Genomic DNA, 16940 nt, shown 5'->3' on the forward strand with positions numbered 1-16940 from the left:
ACTGCCCCTGAATCTACCACAATGCACCCCGACCCGCGTCAGATCGACTGATCGACCCGTTCGCGCAGTTCCTTGCCCGCCTTGAAGTGAGGAACCCACTTGGCGGGAACGCTGACCTTCTCCCCGGATTTCGGGTTGCGGCCGGTGCGCGGTGGCCGGTAGTTGAGCGCGAAGCTGCCGAATCCGCGAATCTCGATACGGCCCGCGCGCACCAGGGCGTCGGACATCGCATCGAGAATCATCTTGACCGCGAAGTCTGCATCCTTCGCCACGAGCTGGGGAAAGCGTTCCGCCAGCCGGGCGATGAGCTCGGATTTGGTCATGCTTTTGCCTGTCAGCCTTGCTGGTTGAGCTTGGCCTTGAGCAGCGCGCCGAGGTTGGTCGTCCCGGAAGCAGCGGCTGAGGACTCCGCCGACAGCTTCTGCATGGCATCGTGCTGGTCGGCGTTGTCCTTGGCCTTGATCGACAGGTTGATGCCCCGTGTCTTGCGGTCGACGTTGATGATCATCGCCTCAACCACGTCGCCGACCTTGAGGTGTTGCGAAAGGTCGTCGATGCGATCACGCGAGAACTCGGAAGCGCGCAGGTAAGCTTCGTTGTCGCCGCCCAGGGCAATGACGGCACCACGGGCATCGACCGTCTTCACGGTACCGCTGACGATGCTGTTCTTCTCGTGGGTCGCAATGAAATTGGTGTACGGGTCGCCATCCATCTGCTTGACGCCGAGCGAGATGCGTTCCTTCTCGACGTCGATGGCAAGCACCAGCGCCTCGACTTCATCGCCCTTCTTGAAGTTGCGCATGGCTTCATCGCCGGAAGCAGACCACGACAGGTCGGACAGGTGAACCAGTCCGTCGATGCCGCCGGGCAGACCGATGAAGATACCGAAGTCGGTGATCGACTTGATCGCGCCACGGACCTTGTCGCCCTTCTTGTGGTTCATCGCGAAATCGTCCCACGGATTCGGCTTGCACTGTTTCATGCCCAGCGAGATACGACGACGATCCTCGTCGATTTCGAGAATCATGACTTCGACTTCGTCACCCAGCGAGACCACCTTGGACGGATGGACATTCTTGTTGGTCCAGTCCATTTCGGAGACGTGCACCAGACCCTCGATACCCTGCTCGATCTCGACGAAGGAGCCGTAGTCGGTCAGGTTGGTAACCTTGCCGAACAGGCGGGTGCCGGCCGGGTAACGGCGGGCGATGCCGACCCACGGATCGTCGCCCAGCTGCTTCATGCCCAGCGAGACGCGGTTCTTCTCGGCGTCGAACTTGAGGATCTTGGCGTTGACTTCGTCGCCGACACTGAGCACTTCGCTCGGATGACGGACGCGGCGCCAGGCCAGATCGGTAATGTGCAGCAAGCCATCGATGCCACCGAGGTCGACGAATGCACCGTAATCGGTGATGTTCTTGACGATACCCTTGACGACGCTGCCTTCCTGGAGGTTCTCCAGGAGCTTTACGCGATCCTTGTCGGCGGTGGCTTCGAGCACGGCACGGCGGGACATGACCACGTTGTTGCGCTTGCGGTCGAGCTTGATGACCTTGAACTCCATGGTCTTGCCTTCGTACGGCGTGGTGTCCTTGACCGGGCGCATGTCGACCAGCGAGCCCGGCAGGAAGGCACGGACGCCGTTGGACATGACGGTGAGACCACCCTTGACCTTGCCGGTAATCGTGCCGGTGACCAGGGAGTTGTTGTTGAGGGCTTCTTCCAGGAAGTTCCAGGCGGCGATGCGCTTGGCGCGATCGCGGGACAGGCGCGTGGCGCCGTAGCCGTCTTCGAGCATCTCAATGGCAACCTGGACGAAATCGCCCACCTTGACCTCGAGCTCGCCCTGGTCATTCAGGAATTCCTCAAGCGGAACATAGGATTCCGATTTCAGGCCGGCATTGACCACAACGAAATTGCGGTCGATGAGCATCACCTCGGCGGTGATGACTTCGCCTTGACGCATTTCCTGGCGTGCCAGGGATTCTTCAAATAGTTGAGCAAAAGATTCCATTACGGAGCGAACTTTCATGCCGTGAACCGTGAAATCCACAGCGGGTTGGAGTTGAAAAAATGCCGGCCCGGCGGCCGGCAACAGCTTACTGCATTGCTTCCCTGCTCCACGCCAACACCTGATTCACCGCCTGTTCGATGGTGAGGTCGGTCGTGTCGAGCAGCTTTGCATCGGCTTCCTGCCTGAGCGGCGCCACGCTACGCCGCGAATCCCGGTCGTCGCGCTGCCGCAGGTCAAGCAGAAGGTCGAGGAGATTAGCAGATAAACCTTTTTCGATCAACTGCTTATAACGGCGGTCCGCCCTGGCTTCGGCACTCGCCGTCAGGAAGATTTTGAGCGGCGCCCGGGGGAAAACCACCGACCCCATGTCGCGGCCGTCGCCGACCAAGCCGGGCTTTGCGTTGAATGCCCGCTGGCGGAACAGCAGGGCCTCGCGCACGGCGGGCAGCACCGCCACCCGCGAGGCGCCGGCGGAAATTTCCTCGCTGCGAATCGCTTCGCCGACCGCCTGACCGTTCAGACGAATATCCGTTTCCGAAAACTCGGCAGCGAGTCCGCCGGCAATGACCGCGACACCCGCTTCGTCCGCCCAGTCGACACCCGCCTGTCTTGCGGCGAGCGCGGTCAACCGGTAAAGCGCCCCGGAATCCAGATACGCGAAACCCAGTGCCGCCGCCACGCGCGCCGCCACCGTGCCCTTGCCGGATGCGGACGGGCCGTCGATGGCGATCACCGGTGCGGCTTGAGTCACTGCAGCAAACCGCGCGAAATAATCGGGGAAGGTCTTGGCGGCGCAGTTCGGGTCGTTGATGCGCAAAGGCGTGCCGAATGCCGCCAGCGAAAAACACATCGCCATGCGGTGATCATCGTAGGTGTCGACAGCTGCGGGCTTCAAGGTAGCTGGCGTGACGCGGATGTAATCTTCCCCTTCCTCGACCTCGGCGCCGAGCTTGCGCAGTTCGGTCGCCATCGCCGCGATACGGTCGGTCTCCTTGACCCGCCACGAAGCGATGTTGCGCAGCGTCGTCGTGCCCTTGGCGAACAGGGCCGTCGTCGCCAGCGTCATCGCCGCATCGGGAATATGGTTGCAATCGAGGTCGACCGCGACAAGACCGCCTTTCGGCGCCCGCGCTTCCATCCAGTTCTGCCCCATTTCGATCTCGGCGCCCATCCGGGCCAGCGCCTCGGCGAACTTAACGTCGCCCTGAATCGAATCGCTCCCGACCCCGTCGACCCGCAGTGGTCCGCCGCCGATTGCCCCCAGCGCCAGAAAATAGGAGGCCGACGAAGCGTCACCTTCCACATAAATCGTTCCCGGCGACCGATAGCGACTGCCCGCCTGGACGGTAAAGCGCTGCCAGCCATCGCGCTCGACCTGCACCCCAAAACGCGCCATGATCGCCAGCGTGATCTCGATATAAGGCTTGGAAATCAGCTCCCCAATGACGTCGACCGTGACGGTCTCGCCCGTCAGCGGCAACGCCATTAACAAACCCGTCAGGAACTGGCTGGAAACGTCGCCACGCACCCGCACCGTGCCACCGGCACAACTGGTCGCCGGTTTGAGATGTAGCGGCGGAAACCCTTCGTTACCCAGATAGTCGATATCAGCCCCAAGTTGACGCAAACCATCGACCAGATCCCCAATTGGCCGCTCGTGCATGCGGGCCACGCCCTTCAGTACATAATCACCACCAGCCAGCGCCAGCGCAGCAGTCAGTGGGCGAAATGCGGTGCCGGCATTACCCAGGTAGAGTTCGGCCTGGCGTACCGGAAACACCCCGCCACAGCCCTTGATCAGCCAGTTCCCGCCACCCAACGCAGTCACGCCGACGCCAAGCGCCGTCAAGGCGTCGAGCATGCGCGCGGTGTCATCGGATGCCAGCAGATCGCGCACCTCGGTCCCGCCTTCCCCCAGGGCGGCCAGCAACAACACGCGGTTGGAAATACTCTTCGAACCGGGCAGGCGGACCGTCCCGGAGGCAGAAATCAGTTGGGGAAGGTCAAGGAATTCCATGGACGCACCAGTGCGGGAAAAGCACGGAGTTTACAGTCCACGGCGCAAAGTCCGAAGCGTTCCAAAAACAAAACTGCCGGGGCACAATCGGGCTATCATCAAAGATAATGGACCAGCGAGGAATCACCATGGCGTTTGCACTGAAAAAGGCCACGCTCAGCCCCGAAAACTATCTGGCTGCCGAAGCGGAATCGCAAGTCAAGCACGAATACGTAGACGGCCAGGTATTTGTGATGGCCGGCGCCAGCGAGCGGCACAAGCGCATCGCCATGAATATTGCGTTCCACCTGCGCGCCGCTTCCCGAGGCACGCCATGCGGCGCCTTCATGTCGAACATGAAGCTGCGCATTGCCGCGGTCAACACGTTTTATTACCCGGATGTGATGCTTAACTGCGACGAAGCAGACAAACACCCGATTCAGAAGACGGCACCCTGCATTGTCGCCGAGGTTCTCAGCCCTTCGACAGCCACCACCGATCGCCGGGAAAAAGCCTTGGCCTATCGTCAAATTCCCTCGCTCAAAACCTACATCCTTGCCGGTCCCGATCGCCGCGCGGTCGACTACTTCATCCGCGACGAATCCGGAGAATGGCAACAGGGTACGCTCGGCGAAATGGACATCCTCGGCGTAGACTGCGGAAAGATCAAGGTCGGGCTGGCGCTCGATGACATCTACGAAGACGTCGATTTCCACAACTGATTTCCGGGATTACGTCTGGCGGCACGATCAGTCTGCAGAGCCTGAAGCTCAGCCTGCCGCTGGCCGAGCTTTACGTGGACGTCGAATTGAAAGCTAGCGCAAGCTGAATTCAGTCGTTTGCGGCCGGATGATATTCCGGGACCCAGTGCATCAGCGTTTCGCGTACCCGTTCATCACCTTGGCAGGGCTCGGCGAGCCAGGGGCGCAAATTTTGCAACAAATCGTCGTCGACCGCGCGAGCCCGGGCAATCCGGAGCTTGGGATGGGGTGTCTGGCGGGTGTGCTCGGCATCGGCCAGCAGTTCCTCGTAAAGTTTCTCGCCGGGCCGCAGTCCGGTGAATTCGATCCGGATTTCGCCTTCGGAATACCCGGAAAGGTGGATCATCTTGCGCGCCAGATCGACAATCCTGACCGGCTGGCCCATATCGAGAACGAAGATTTCGCCGCCCTGCCCCATCGCCGCCGCCTGCAACACCAACTGGGCCGCTTCGGGAATCGACATGAAGTAGCGCGTTATCTCGGGATGCGTCACGGTCACCGGCCCGCCGCGCGCAATCTGCGCCTGGAACTTGGGAATCACGCTGCCGGTGCTGCCCAGCACGTTGCCGAAGCGCACCATCTCGAATTGCGTCCCCGAACCTTGCCGATGCAAGGCTTCGCACACCATCTCGGCCAGCCGCTTGGTAGCCCCCATCACATTGGTCGGATTAACCGCCTTGTCGGTCGAGATGAGGACGAACCGTTCAGCCTCGAAGCGGGACGCGCACTCCGCCACCAGCATGGTACCCAGCACGTTGTTGCGCACCGCCTGCCAGGCATTGGCCACTTCCATCAGCGGCACATGCTTGTAGGCGGCGGCGTGGAACACCACCTGTGGCCGGAACGAGGCGAACACTTCGTTCAGCCGCTCTCGATCCTTGACATCCCCGGCCAGCGAAACCAGCGCAAGGTCAGGAAGATGAACCGAAAACCATTGTTCCAACGTATAGAGCGCAAACTCGCTCTGCTCGAAAAGAACCAGCCGCGCCGGCCCGAAACGTGCCAGTTGCCGGCAAAGTTCACTACCGATCGAACCTCCGGCGCCGGTCACAAGAACCGTCTTGCCAGCGACCATGGCGGCCACATGTCGCGTATCGATCCACACCGGCTCGCGGCCGAGGAGATCCTCGATCGCCACCGGGCGGATCGATGAGATCGCGACCCGCCCGCCCATGACGTCCTCGAGTCCGGGCACGGTAAACACGTGGGCACCGGCTTCGACAGCGAGATCGGTCGCCCGACGGCATGCGTCGTCAGCCGCCGACGGCATGGCCAGTATCACGTGTGAAGCCTTTTCCGATGACAGCACTTCGGGCAGGCTCTCGATGCCGCCAATGACAGGATTTCCGGAAAGTTCCCTTCCCCATTTGCTGCGATCGTCGTCCACCAGGGCCACCACCCGCCAGTCCGCGCTGCGCTCGAGCTCACGAGCCAGCATGGCGCCACCGCGACCAGCACCGACGATCACGACCGGCTTGCCCTGGGCGATCAGGCCACCATAAAGGCGGTGCTCTTTCCACATGCGGTAGGCCGCCCGGCCGCCACCCATGTAGACGGTCAGCAACAGCGGATAGAGCACGAGCAGGGAACGTGGAACCACCCGCGGGCCGTAGCGATAGAAAACAAAGAAGGCGACAACGGCAGCGGTCGAGAAGCCTACAGCGCTCAAGACCCGTTTCAGGTCTGGTAAACTGGCAAACATCCAGATACCACGATACAGGCCCGCCAGACGACAGGCCACCACATGTGCGGGCAGCAGGAAGACCAGACCCCAGCCCAACACCGGCAAGAAGTTTTCCGGCATATCCAGGTTGAAGCGGAGCACAAAGCCCCCCACCCAGGCAAAGACGGCAGCCGAGAGGTCGAACAGAAAGACGAGGATGGACAGGAAACTCTTGGTCACTTTGATGCGTAAACCACGTCGCACGGTGTCTCGGTCAAAGCGGGCATTGTAACCGCTCCGTATCCGATCCCGGGAATGCCCCTTATATCTGGCTGCCCTGAATCCTGATCCGTCAGTGGACAACCCCCTCCCGCCTAATCACCTTGACCACCGTCAGCCAGAGTATCCGGAGATCGAACAGGAACGAGCGCCGCCGCAGATACTCGACATCCAGTGCCACCTTATCCGGAATCGGCAGTTCGTCCCGCCCGTTGACCTGGGCCCATCCAGTCAGTCCGGGCACCATCTCGTGCACCCCGCGCTCGGTGCGCAAGGCCACCAGATCGTCCTGATTGAAGAGTGCCGGGCGCGGACCGACGAAACTCATGTCGCCGGCAAGGATGCTCCAAAGCTGCGGAAGTTCGTCGAGGCTGGTCTTGCGCAGAAAAGCCCCGATCGGGGTCAGCCAGGCATCGGGATCACGTAGCAGGTGGGTGGCCACCGCTGGCGTGCCAATGCGCATGCTGCGAAACTTGGGCATCCGGAAAATCCGGTTATGGCGTCCCACGCGCTCGGACCAGTAGAGCGCCGGACCGGGGGAAGTCAGCCTCACCGCGGCCGCCACGACCATAATGGGCAGGATCAGGGTCACGCCTGCGGTCAACACCAGAAAAAGGTCAAAAAGCCGCTTCATTTTCCCAGCATCTCCGCAAGCCCGTCGGCGAGCGATACCCGCGCCCGCCAGCCCAGTTCCCGTTCGATCCGTGCCGGGGAATACCAGGCCGAACCCAACAAGCGATCGAGCACTTCGCTGTCGAACGGCATCCGCCTCTCAAGAATGGCCTCCAGTCCGTCTGCCCCGCTTGCCGCCGCGCGCAGCAACCACTCGGGCAACACCCATGAGCATCGCCGCATCCCCAGAGTTGAACGCAACATATCGAACAACTCGCGCCCCGAAGGGGCTTCGGATGAAGCCACAATGTAGGTTCCGCCGTTGGCCCGGTCATCGTCGGCAACCAGCCGCATGGCCGCCACGACATCATCGACGTGCACCAGGGAACGGTGGTTACCCGTTTCGGGCAGGGGCGGAAACAGACCACGACCGACCAGGCGACCCATGCGTTCCAGATTCCCGCGGCCTCCCGACCCATAGACCATCGCCAGGCGCAGATTGACCACATGCATACCATAGCGTCTGCCGGCGTCCATCACCACTTCCTCGGCCGCCCGCTTGGCTTGCCCATAAGCGGTCTCCGACTGCCCAGGGAAATTCTCGTCGGCGCACGACTCCCCCGGTTCGGCCATCGCCTTGACACTGGAGAGGAAGACGAATCGTTTTACCCCCGACTTCCCCGCCGCCTCGACCAGATTTCGCGTCCCCTCGAAGTTGACCCGCCAATGCATCGCTGCATCATCGCCCGTGAGCGAGGAAAATGCATGCGCATAGCCAGCACAATGGAATATCGTGTCCACCCCCCTGCATGCTGCGGTCAACGCCGATTTATCGGCCAAATTGGCGACGAACGAATCACGACACGGAACGGGTTGGCGCGACAGGCAACGCAAAGCCATTCCATTTGCTTTTAGTACTTCGATCAGGTGTCCACCGACAAACCCGGTTGCGCCAGTAACCAGATTCACCGATTGTCGTCCACAACCGTGGGCAGCCGCCCGCGGTGCTTCCAGAGAAAGCGCGCCATGCTGCCCAGATGCCAGCGCAGGTGACGCAGACTCCGACGGCTGTCGCGCCGCGCGTCGTGAATGACGCCCGCCTTCGGGCACGCCAGTATTCTCATCCCCTTCCGCCACACCCGGACGCAGATATCGACGTCTTCGTAATACAGGAAGAAGCGCTCATCGAAACCACCCAGATCATGAAAATCTCGGCTACGAAACAGCATGAACATTCCAGCCACCCATTCCGGAGAAAATTCCGCTTCGCCTTCCCGGACAATATAGCGGCCATCGCTCCCCCCGAGCGCCTTCATGAGCAATGAACCCGGCGTAGGAAAGTGTCGCATGCTGTCTTCGATATTCCCATCGGGTGATCTTACCAGCGGCGCCACCAGTGCCACGCGCTTGTCACCGAGCGCAGCGGACAGGGCAGGAAATGGATTCCGGTCGAATTCAATATCCGGATTCAGCGGGCAGAAGAACGTCTGGGTGCAACAAGCAAAAGCCGCATTGTGATTGGCGCCGAAACCCTTCGGCTGCGCGTTGCCGATAAACGTCACACGCGCGTCATCGGGCAATGCCACCGATTCCGGAACATTCAGAGTCAGAATTATCTGGGAGACCTCGGGGAACGCCAGGAGTTCTCCGACGAGCCTCCCCACCATATCTCCATGCCCATGGCTGACGACGGAAACAGCTATCAATTATTAACCCGACCCTTAAATAGGTTCATTGAGCGGCCCAGGCGGCGTGAGGATGCTGGAAATAGCAACGGCTGCGTTCGGGCCATTGGACGATGCGAATTGTTGCATATTGCTATTTGCGGAAGCTCGTCATCATTGCGACTGGCGGGTTCGAGGCACAACGAGGTCTTGAAGTCGTGGTTCAGTTATTCGTCGGGATCGGATTCGGGCGCGCGGGGTGGCAAGTGTCTCCAGAAGCCGCAGGCGCATTCGAGGCAGGAATGGAAAGCGGGAAAAGGCTGCCATCGGGAAAAATCGGACTGGCGCAACCGCCGGTCGACGAATCAAATCCTTTTCGGCCAAGAATTACTTTCACAGCGCCTTCCAGATCTGCTGGTTCCCATTTGCAACAGATTTTACTTCCTCCCGAGCCGTCGACCACGCCCCGCTGGACGTACCCTTGGGGTGCAACGATCGGCCCGAAAGGTTTGTAACGGCTTACTTGCCCGACAGCGCCATCATCAGGTTGTTGATGCGCTTGACGAAACCGGCCGGGTCGTCGAGCTGGCCGCCTTCGGCCAGCATGGCCTGTTCGAAGAGCAGCGCCGCCCAGTCGTCGAAACGGCTTTCCTCGTATTTGAGGCGCATCACCGCCGGGTGATGCGGGTTGATTTCGAGGATCGGCCTGGTCGGCGGCACCGGCTGACCAGCGGCCTTGAGCATGCGCGCCAGGTTGCCGGACGGGTCGTGCTCGTCGGAAACAAGGCAGGACGGCGAATCGGTCAGACGGTGCGTGATGCGCACGTCCTTGACCTTGTCACCGAGCGAAGTCTTGACCTTGTCCAGCAGATCCTTGTACTCGTCGGCGGCCTTCTCGGCTTCCTTCTTTTCTTCCTCGTCTTCGAGCTTGCCGAGATCGAGGCCGCCCTTGGCAACCGACTGCAGGTGCTTGCCGTCGAACTCGGTCAGATGACTGGCGACCCATTCATCAACACGGTCGGAAAGCAGCAGCACTTCGATGCCCTTCTTGCGGAAGATTTCGAGGTGTGGGCTATTTTTGGCGGCGTTGAAGGTTTCGGCGGTGACGAAATAGATTTTCTCCTGGCCTTCCTTCATGCGGCCGATATAGTCGGCCAGCGAAACGTTCTGATCCGGTGTGTCGTTGTGCGTCGAGGCGAAGCGGATCAGGCCGGCGATCTTTTCCTTGTTGGCGAAATCCTCGCCGACGCCTTCCTTGAGCACGGCACCAAAGTTCTCCCAGAACTTGGCGTATTTCCCCTTGTCGTTCTCGGCCAAGTCTTCGAGCATCGACAACACTTTGCGTGTGCAGCCGCTGCGGATGCCGTCGATGTCCTTGCTCTGCTGCAGGATTTCCCGCGAGACGTTGAGCGGCAAGTCGGATGAATCGACGACGCCGCGCACGAAGCGCATGTAGAGCGGCATCAGTTGTTCGGCGTCGTCCATGATGAAGACGCGGCGCACGTAGAGCTTGATGCCGTGACGGGCGTTGCGATCCCACAGGTCGAACGGCGCGCGCGACGGAATATAGAGCAGTTGCGTGTATTCCTGCTTGCCTTCGACGCGGGCGTGGGTCCACGCCAGCGGGTCCTCGAAATCGTGGGCGACGTGCTTGTAGAACTCCTTGTACTGCTCGTCGCTGATCTCGGATTTTGGCCGCACCCACAGCGCATTGGCCTGGTTGACCGTCTCGTCTTCGTCGGTCAGCACCTGCTCGCCGTCCTTCCAGTCTTCCTTCTTCATGACGATGGGCAGCGTGATGTGGTCAGAATACTTGCGGATGATCGATTTCAGCTTCCAGCCGCCGAGGAATTCATCCTCGCCTTCACGCAGATGCAGCGTGACAGCGGTGCCACGCGTCGCCTTGTCGACCATCTCGACGGTGAAATCACCCTCGCCGCCGGATTCCCAGCGGACTGCCTGATTCGGCTCGACGCCGGCGCGGCGCGAAACGACGGTGACCTTGTCGGCGATGATGAAAGACGAATAAAAACCGACGCCGAACTGGCCGATCAGGTGGGCATCCTTGGCCTGGTCGCCGGTCAGCGCCGAGAAAAATTCCCTGGTGCCCGACTTGGCGATGGTGCCGAGATGCTCGACCGCTTCATCGCGGCTGAGGCCGATGCCGTTGTCGGAAATGGTGATGGTGCGCGCTTCCTTGTCAAAGGAGACGCGGATCTTCAGGTCGGAATCGTCGCCGTACAGCGCGCCGTTGTTCAGCGCCTCGAAGCGCAGCTTGTCGCAGGCGTCGGAGGCGTTCGAAATCAGCTCGCGCAGAAAAATCTCCTTGTTGCTGTACAAGGAGTGAATCATCAGATTCAACAGTTGTTTTACTTCAGCCTGGAAACCCAGGGTTTCGCGGTTGTGTTCCGCGGTAGCCGACTCGGACATGGCAAAAACTCCCATTCAATGCAAAAGGTGGGATGGGAGATGGGGGCGAGCACGGAGAATTCAAGCCCCCGGTGCTACCTTGTCACTCCCTTGGGCGTGGCGGGACCGCGGACGGGATGTGTCGCGCCACCGTCGCAGGTTGACCGAGGTCAGGCCGCAGCTTGGCGCAGCAGAAGGTGCATAGACGCGGCAACGGCCCGGGCGTCATCATCCGACAGTTGCGCCGCGTTGTAGTTGATGTTGATCGTCATCCCGCCAGCGTGGGTGGTGACCGCGGTGAACACCGGTTGCGTCGTCGTCGGCGAAAGCGCGAACGAACGCGCCTCGACGCTTAGCCCGGGAAGTTCGGGGAGCGCCGGCAAACGCCCGGCATTCGACAGCAGGCTGGTCTGTACCCCGCGCAGCATCAGTTCTTTGAAGCTGGCAACGCCTACATCATTGGCGGGAATCTGATCGACCGGCGGCATGAAATCGTAAAAGAGATGACCGGCGCCGCCGGCCAGTTGCTGGCGGATCGCCACGGTCAGGCGCTGCGCCAGCGGCCACAGCGCCGCACCGGTACCGACGCGCTGGATGCTGGTGACCAGCGTCACGTAGAAACCCGGCGTTTCGGCGCCGATCGGCTCCGCAAGGTAGGGTCTGAGGTCGGCGGCACAGGTCAGCCCGAGCACCCGCTCTTCTTCGTCGGCAAACAGTTCGCGCAACGCGATCAACTGCGCGGCCCCGATCACGCCATTGACGGTCGCCTGTGCCGCGCGCGCGTTGCGTACCAGCCCCTCGGCCTCGTCCACGGTGAACCGCAGCGTGATCATGCGCGGATGCAGGCGGTCGCTCAGGCGATGGCCCGCCTGCGGCGTCGGCATGCCGGTGCGCTCGGCGGCGGCCCTGCGCATGGCCTTGATCTGCCCCGCTAGCTGGCGGCCGGCATCACCCATGAATTCCGGCGGATAAACCGCGCTCATTGGCGGCTGCGCCGGCAGCGGCGTGTCGTCGATGCCGACTCCTGCCACACCCTGCAACACTTCGCTCAGCACGGTAAATCCCGAACGGGCGTCGCCGATCGAGTGATGGAAAATGAGGGCGATGACCCAGCGATCGCCGTCGGCAACGTGGCAGGCGCGCATCAGTGGCGCCTCACCAAGCACAAAGGGCTCGACGATAAGCTCGGCCAGTTCGCTGTGCCAGTCGGCAGCGGCCATGCGCGACGACGGTAATACCTGTCGCGGTCTTGGCACGAAGTGCAGGCGATGCTCGGCATCGGCCTCGATAGCAACCGTGAGCAGCGGGTGACGCCTCTGCGCGGCGGCGAGCGCCTCCTGCAGTGCCAGCTCGTCGAGCCTGCCGCTGCCCTCGGCGACCACCGCAAAGTTCATCGGCGAGAAGCGGTCGAGGAACCAGAAGAGCGCTTCACCACGATCGAGGCGGCGGGCTGTAAATGGTTTTGTCATGATGGTTGCCAGTGATAGGGCGCCCGGTCAGCCACGTAATGACCCCGGTTGGCGGGTGCCGTCGGGCGGGAACAATGGGATTGACATCGGCAAGCGCGCAAGTATCGCCGGCTACGGTCGTACCGGTCAAGCGCGCCACTTCCAACAGCCCGCCGCCCGTCGTAATATGCGCGGCACATTCGATACAAACGCCAGCAAGCGGTGGAACCCCAGGTGCGGGACAAGAAAAAACTTTCAGAACGCGACATCTGCACCCAGTTCATTACCCCTGCCCTGCAGAAGGCGGGATGGAACTTCGCCACCCAGGTCCGGGAAGAAGTCAGCTTCACCAAGGGCCGCGTCATCGTCCGCGGCAAGCTCCACACCCGCGGCAAGACCAAGCGTGCGGACTTTGTCCTCTACTACGCACCTAACCTCCCGATCGCCGTCATCGAGGCCAAGGATAACAACCATAGCGTCGGCGACGGCATGCAGCAGGGGCTGGGCAATGCGGAAATTCTCGAAGTGCCCTTCGCTTTCAGCAGCAACGGCGACGGGTTTCTTATGCATGACCGCACCGGGCAACACACGCCAATTGAACAGGAACTGGCACTGGACGCCTTCCCCTCGCCCGACGAACTCTGGCAGCGCTACTGCGCCTGGAAAGGCATCGCCAGCCCCGAAAGGCGCGGAACCGTCGAAACTCCCTATTACGACGACGGTAGCGGCAAGTCGCCGCGTTACTATCAGGTCAATGCCATCAACCGCACGATTGAGGCCATTGCCCGCGGCCAGCAGCGCATCCTGTTGGTCATGGCCACCGGCACCGGCAAGACCTATACCGCCTTCCAGATCATCTGGCGCCTGTGGAAGTCGAAGGCCAGAAAACGCATCCTTTTCCTCGTCGACCGCAACATCCTCGCCGACCAGACCCGGACCAACGACTTCAAGCCCTTCGGTCAGGCGATGACCAAAATCACCAACCGGCAGGCCAACAAGGCGTTCGAAATCTACCTCGCCCTCTATCAGGCCGTCACCGGCAACGAGGAAGACAAGAACATCTACAAGCAGTTCTCGCGCGACTTCTTCGATCTGGTCGTCATCGACGAATGCCATCGCGGCAGCGCCGCGGAGGACTCCGCCTGGAGGGAAATTCTCGATTACTTCTCCGGCGCCACGCACATCGGCATGACCGCCACCCCGAAGGAAACCAGGGAGGTGTCGAACATCCACTACTTCGGCGAACCGGTCTATACCTACTCGCTGCGGCAGGGGATCGACGACGGCTTCCTCGCGCCCTACAAGGTCGTCCGCATCGACATCGACAAGGACCTTCAGGGCTGGCGCCCGAGCCGGGGGCAAACCGACAAGCACGGCCAGGTGATCGAGGACCGCATCTACAACCAGCAGGACTTCGACCGCACGCTGATTCTCGAAAAGCGCACCGAACTCGTCGCCCGCAAGATCAGCGAATACCTCGAAGCCACCGACCCCTACGCCAAGACCATCGTCTTCTGCGAGGACATCGACCACGCCGAGCGCATGCGCCAGGCGCTGACCAACCTCAACCCGCAGCGCATCGCCGAAAACCGCAAGTACGTGATGCGCATCACCGGCGACGAGCAGGAAGGCAAGGCCGAACTCGACAACTTCATCGACCCCGAGAGCCGCTACCCGGTCATCGCCACCACCAGCAAGCTGCTGACCACCGGCGTCGACGCCCAGACCTGCAAGCTCATCGTCCTCGACCAGCGCATCCAGTCGATGACCGAGTTCAAGCAGATCATCGGGCGCGGGACGCGCATCAACGAGGATTACGGCAAATTCTGGTTCACCATCATCGACTTCAAGAAGGCCACCGAGCTGTTCGCCGACCCGAATTTCGACGGCGACCCGGTACAGATTTACGAGCCGACTGGCGATCAACCCCCCGTTCCACCGGACGATGAGCTGCCTGATGACGGTTCGCTGCCGCCCGATACCCCGCCCGAACCGCCACTCCCGCCGGATGAGACGCCGACACCCCGGATCAAGTACGTCGTCGGCGGCGAGGTCACCGTCTATGTCGTCGCCGAGCGCGTCCAGTACTACGGCCCCGACGGCAAGCTGATCACCGAATCGCTCAAGGACTACACCCGGCGCGCCGTGCACAGGGAATTCGCCTCGCTCGACCACTTCCTGCGCCGCTGGAGCAGTGCCAACAAGAAGAAGGCACTGCTCGAAGAACTCGAAACCCAGGGCGTCTTGCTCGAAGCGCTGGCCGAGGAAGTCGGTAGAACGCAGGGCAAGTTATTCGACCCCTTCGACCTGATCTGTCACATCGCCTTCGACCGCCCGCCGCTGTCGCGCAAGGAACGCGCCGAGCAGGTCAGGAAGCGCGACGTCTTCGCCAAATACGGCGAACAGGCGCGGGCGGTCCTCGACGCCCTGCTCGAAAAATACGCCGACACAGGAATCGAAGCTATCGAGGACATCAAGATTCTTACGCTTGATCCGTTCTCCCGTCTAGGAACGGCGCCGGAGCTGATCAACGCCTTCGGTGGCAAGCCGGCCTATCTCCAGGCGGTGCATGAACTGGAACAACAACTGTACGGATAACCGGAATTTCTCATGTCCATCAGTACCACCATCAAATCCATCCAGGACATCATGCGCAAGGATGTTGGCGTCGATGGCGACGCGCAGCGCATCGGCCAGTTGGTCTGGATGTTCTTCCTCAAGATTTACGACGACAAGGAAACCGAGTACGAACTGCTCGAGGCCATCGATGGCGACTACCGCTCGCCGATCCCGGAAGCGCTGCGCTGGCGCAACTGGGCGGCCGACCAGGAGGGCATGACTGGCGACGAGCTGCTCGACTTCGTCAACAACCAGCTCTTCCCGACCCTCAAGAACCTGCAACCGGTTGGCGGCGACAAGCGCGGCTTCGTGATCCGCGGTGTCTTCGAGGACGCCTACAACTACATGAAGTCCGGCCACCTGATGCGCCAGGTCATCAACAAGATCGTCGCCGGCGTCGACTTCAACAAGGCGCAGGACCGCCACCTGTTCGGCGACCTCTACGAGCAGATCCTGCGCGATCTGCAAAACGCCGGGAATGCCGGCGAGTACTACACGCCGCGCCCGGTCACGCAGTTCATGGTCGATGCGGTCAACCCCCAATTGGGCGAGAAAATCCTCGACCCCGCCTGCGGCACCGGCGGCTTCCTCACCTGTGTCATCGAGAATGTGCGCAAACAATTCGTCAAAACGGTCGAAGACGAACAACTGCTCCAGCAAAGCATCCACGGTGTCGAGAAGAAACCGCTGCCGCACCTGCTGTGCACCACCAACATGATCCTGCACGGCATCGACGTGCCGACCAATGTCCGCCACGACAATACCCTCGCCCGCCCCCTGCGCGACTACGGCCCGCGCGACCGCGTCGACATCATCGTCACCAACCCGCCCTTCGGCGGCATGGAAGAAGACGGCATCGAGAACAACTTCCCGGCCAATTTCCGCACCCGCGAAACCGCCGACCTCTTCCTCGTCCTCATCATGCACCTGCTCAAGGACGGCGGCCGCGCCGCCGTCGTGCTGCCCGACGGCACGCTGTTTGGCGAAGGCATCAAGACCCGCATCAAGGAGCAACTGCTCGAAACCTGCAACCTGCACACCGTCGTCCGCCTGCCCAACGGCGTCTTCAACCCCTACACCGGCATCAAGACCAACCTGCTCTTCTTTACCAAGGGCACGCCGACGCAGGACGTCTGGTTCTACGAGCACCCGTATCCGCCGGGGGTCAAGAACTACTCCAAGACCCGGCCCATGCGCCTCGAAGAGTTCGCCGCCGAAAAAGTCTGGTGGGGCGGGGTCGACCGCAGCAACCGCGTCGAAAACGAAGTCGCGTGGAAAGTCAGCGCCGCCGAGATCAAGGCGCGCAACTACAACCTCGACATCAAGAACCCGCACAGCCCGGACGCCATCAGCCACGACCCGGACGAACTGCTCGCCGACTACGCCCAGTTGCAGAAGCGCATCGCCGAAACCCGGGAGCAATTGCAGGCGGTGCTGACCACGGCGCTGTTTGCCAACCCGAAGTCTTGAACGTA

General features: G+C 61.4%; 13 protein-coding genes. 3 read left to right on the forward strand and 10 right to left on the reverse strand.

Annotated elements, in window-relative coordinates:
- Nucleotides 1-38 precede the first annotated feature (38 nt).
- The 3 genes from IPP03_02190 to IPP03_02200 form a co-directional block, all read right to left on the reverse strand.
- Nucleotides 39-323, reverse strand: coding sequence for an integration host factor subunit beta (locus IPP03_02190; GenBank protein ID MBL0351549.1), 285 nt, complete (start codon nucleotides 321-323; stop codon nucleotides 39-41).
- Nucleotides 324-334: 11 nt separating this feature from the next.
- The gene (gene rpsA / locus IPP03_02195; protein ID MBL0351550.1) at nucleotides 335-2014 is read right to left on the reverse strand and encodes a 30S ribosomal protein S1; all 1680 of its coding nucleotides are present in this window, start codon (nucleotides 2012-2014) and stop codon (nucleotides 335-337) included.
- 85 nt (nucleotides 2015-2099) lie between these two features.
- The gene (locus IPP03_02200) at nucleotides 2100-4031 is read right to left on the reverse strand and encodes a bifunctional 3-phosphoshikimate 1-carboxyvinyltransferase/cytidylate kinase (protein MBL0351551.1); all 1932 of its coding nucleotides are present in this window, start codon (nucleotides 4029-4031) and stop codon (nucleotides 2100-2102) included.
- 128 nt (nucleotides 4032-4159) lie between these two features.
- Between IPP03_02200 and IPP03_02205 the strand changes: the two genes are divergently transcribed.
- Complete coding sequence (locus IPP03_02205; GenBank protein MBL0351552.1) at nucleotides 4160-4732, forward strand: Uma2 family endonuclease; 573 nt, start codon at nucleotides 4160-4162, stop codon at nucleotides 4730-4732.
- Between the two features lie 109 nt (nucleotides 4733-4841).
- Here IPP03_02205 and IPP03_02210 read toward each other — a convergent pair whose 3' ends face one another.
- The 7 genes from IPP03_02210 to IPP03_02240 all read right to left on the reverse strand — a co-directional run bounded on the left by IPP03_02210 (nucleotide 4842) and on the right by IPP03_02240 (nucleotide 12867).
- Nucleotides 4842-6575, reverse strand: coding sequence for a polysaccharide biosynthesis protein (locus IPP03_02210; GenBank protein MBL0351553.1), 1734 nt, complete (start codon nucleotides 6573-6575; stop codon nucleotides 4842-4844).
- A gap of 211 nt (nucleotides 6576-6786) precedes the next feature.
- Nucleotides 6787-7347, reverse strand: a complete 561-nt coding sequence (locus tag IPP03_02215; GenBank protein ID MBL0351554.1) for a sugar transferase — start codon at nucleotides 7345-7347, stop codon at nucleotides 6787-6789.
- Nucleotides 7344-8294 (reverse strand): NAD-dependent epimerase/dehydratase family protein, encoded by a 951-nt coding sequence (locus tag IPP03_02220; GenBank protein ID MBL0351555.1) that lies wholly within the window; start codon nucleotides 8292-8294, stop codon nucleotides 7344-7346. The genes IPP03_02215 and IPP03_02220 overlap by 4 nt, the downstream gene beginning before the upstream one ends.
- Nucleotides 8291-9031 (reverse strand): glycosyltransferase family 2 protein, encoded by a 741-nt coding sequence (locus IPP03_02225; GenBank protein MBL0351556.1) that lies wholly within the window; start codon nucleotides 9029-9031, stop codon nucleotides 8291-8293. The genes IPP03_02220 and IPP03_02225 overlap by 4 nt, the downstream gene beginning before the upstream one ends.
- A 181-nt stretch (nucleotides 9032-9212) precedes the next feature.
- Complete coding sequence (locus IPP03_02230; GenBank protein ID MBL0351557.1) at nucleotides 9213-9386, reverse strand: hypothetical protein; 174 nt, start codon at nucleotides 9384-9386, stop codon at nucleotides 9213-9215.
- A 122-nt stretch (nucleotides 9387-9508) separates the two neighbouring features.
- Entirely contained in the window at nucleotides 9509-11419 is a 1911-nt protein-coding gene (gene htpG / locus IPP03_02235; protein MBL0351558.1) for a molecular chaperone HtpG, read from the reverse strand.
- 149 nt (nucleotides 11420-11568) lie between these two features.
- On the reverse strand, nucleotides 11569-12867 hold the full coding sequence (locus IPP03_02240; GenBank protein MBL0351559.1) for a hypothetical protein: 1299 nt from the start codon (nucleotides 12865-12867) through the stop codon (nucleotides 11569-11571).
- 213 nt (nucleotides 12868-13080) lie between these two features.
- Between IPP03_02240 and IPP03_02245 the strand changes: the two genes are divergently transcribed.
- Nucleotides 13081-15444 carry a DEAD/DEAH box helicase family protein gene (locus IPP03_02245; protein ID MBL0351560.1) on the forward strand — a complete coding sequence of 788 codons (2364 nt, stop codon included), beginning with the start codon at nucleotides 13081-13083 and terminating at the stop codon, nucleotides 15442-15444.
- Nucleotides 15445-15456: 12 nt separating this feature from the next.
- Nucleotides 15457-16935: an SAM-dependent DNA methyltransferase gene (locus IPP03_02250; GenBank protein ID MBL0351561.1), complete on the forward strand. Its 1479-nt coding sequence runs from the start codon at nucleotides 15457-15459 to the stop codon at nucleotides 16933-16935.
- The last annotated feature ends 5 nt before the right edge of the window (nucleotides 16936-16940 follow it).

The sequence above is a fragment of the Candidatus Dechloromonas phosphoritropha genome, from assembly GCA_016722705.1.
In the GTDB taxonomy this organism is placed as follows: Bacteria; Pseudomonadota; Gammaproteobacteria; order Burkholderiales; family Rhodocyclaceae; genus Azonexus; species Azonexus phosphoritrophus.

Coding starts and splice junctions, on each gene's coding strand:
- IPP03_02190 (MBL0351549.1), bottom strand. CDS start 323: ATGACCAAATCCGAGCTCATCGCCCGGCTGGCGGAACGCTTTCCCCAG.
- rpsA (MBL0351550.1), bottom strand. CDS start 2,014: ATGGAATCTTTTGCTCAACTATTTGAAGAATCCCTGGCACGCCAGGAA.
- IPP03_02200 (MBL0351551.1), bottom strand. CDS start 4,031: ATGGAATTCCTTGACCTTCCCCAACTGATTTCTGCCTCCGGGACGGTC.
- IPP03_02205 (MBL0351552.1), top strand. CDS start 4,160: ATGGCGTTTGCACTGAAAAAGGCCACGCTCAGCCCCGAAAACTATCTG.
- IPP03_02210 (MBL0351553.1), bottom strand. CDS start 6,575: ATGCCGGAAAACTTCTTGCCGGTGTTGGGCTGGGGTCTGGTCTTCCTG.
- IPP03_02215 (MBL0351554.1), bottom strand. CDS start 7,347: ATGAAGCGGCTTTTTGACCTTTTTCTGGTGTTGACCGCAGGCGTGACC.
- htpG (MBL0351558.1), bottom strand. CDS start 11,419: ATGTCCGAGTCGGCTACCGCGGAACACAACCGCGAAACCCTGGGTTTC.
- IPP03_02240 (MBL0351559.1), bottom strand. CDS start 12,867: ATGACAAAACCATTTACAGCCCGCCGCCTCGATCGTGGTGAAGCGCTC.
- IPP03_02250 (MBL0351561.1), top strand. CDS start 15,457: ATGTCCATCAGTACCACCATCAAATCCATCCAGGACATCATGCGCAAG.